The sequence below is a fragment of the Ideonella azotifigens genome, from assembly GCF_006519715.1.
GTDB classification, from domain to species: Bacteria; Pseudomonadota; Gammaproteobacteria; order Burkholderiales; family Burkholderiaceae_C; genus Ideonella; species Ideonella azotifigens.
The window spans coordinates 1-1,043 of the sequence record NZ_VIDT01001181.1 but is presented as its reverse complement, the minus strand read 5'-3'; the positions used below and the strand labels follow the sequence as shown (position 1 = coordinate 1,043).

Here is a 1,043-nt window from a genome sequence, read left to right as displayed (position 1 = left end):
CGTACACGCTGCCGGCGAACAGCACCGGGTTCTGCGGCAGGTAGCCCACGCCGCGCCGGAAGGCCGAGCGGTCGATCTGCGCCCAGGGCACGCCGTCGACGCGAAGCCTGCCGTGCCCGGCTTCTGTCAGGCCCAGCAGCAAGCGCAGCAGGGTGGTTTTCCCGGCGCCGTTCGCCCCGGTCAGCACGGTGATGCGGCCCGGTTCCAGTGCGAGGTCGAGGTCGCGGATGAGGCTGCGCGGGTCCGCCTGGCGGCTCATGCCTTCCAGCGTCACGCGCCAGTGCGTTGGCGGCACTCGCCCATGATGTGCCGGCGCAGCCTGCATGGCCAGCAGGCGCTCGATGCTGGCCAGCGCCGGCACACCCTGCGCCATTTCCTGCAGGGCGCGCAGCGCGCCCTGCAAGGCCCCGCGCAGGGCCAGCAGCAGGAACAGCACCGAAGCCAGGCTCGGGCCAGACACCGCCGGCCCGCCGGCCAGGGCCAACCAGGCCACCAGGCCCAGCAGCGCCAGGCCCAGCACCAGCGCGTCGAGCTCGGTCACCCAGGTCTGGGTTCTCGCCAGCTCACGCGCCAGCGCGTGGGTGTGGGCGACCTTCGCGCGGCTCGCCTGCTGCTCGTGAAGCTCGTTTGCGTGGCTGACGGCGAGTTCATGGCGCAGCACGGTGCCGCCCAGCTGCTCATACAGCTGGTCGATGGCCTCGTGTGCCAAGGCCATCTGGCCAGCCAGCCGATGCGAGAGACGCCGGCGCACCAGCCACAGCAGGGTCAGCGCGACGAGCAACGGCGCCGTCAGCGCGGGCAGCATCACCGCGATGCCACCCATGCACAGCAGCACCAGCACGGTTCCCGGCAGCAGGCCGCCAAAACAGGCCCTGGCCATCTGGTTGAGCAACTCGCCATCCCGCGTCATCGCGAGCACGAAACGTTCGGCGCCTTGTTGTCGCACGGTGTCGCCCGGCAATGCGAGCAGCCGCTCCACCAGTTGTTCGCGCAAGCGCGTCAACCCGTCCTGCACGGCATCGATGACCATGCGCTGCCCGAAG

At 70.9% G+C, this 1,043-nt stretch carries 1 protein-coding gene; it reads right to left on the bottom strand.

Annotation, left to right across the window (positions count from 1 at the left end; translation table 11 throughout):
- The coding region (locus tag FKP22_RS31480; RefSeq protein WP_141292078.1) for an ATP-binding cassette domain-containing protein at positions 1 to 1,043 on the bottom strand (1,043 nt) is incomplete at both ends.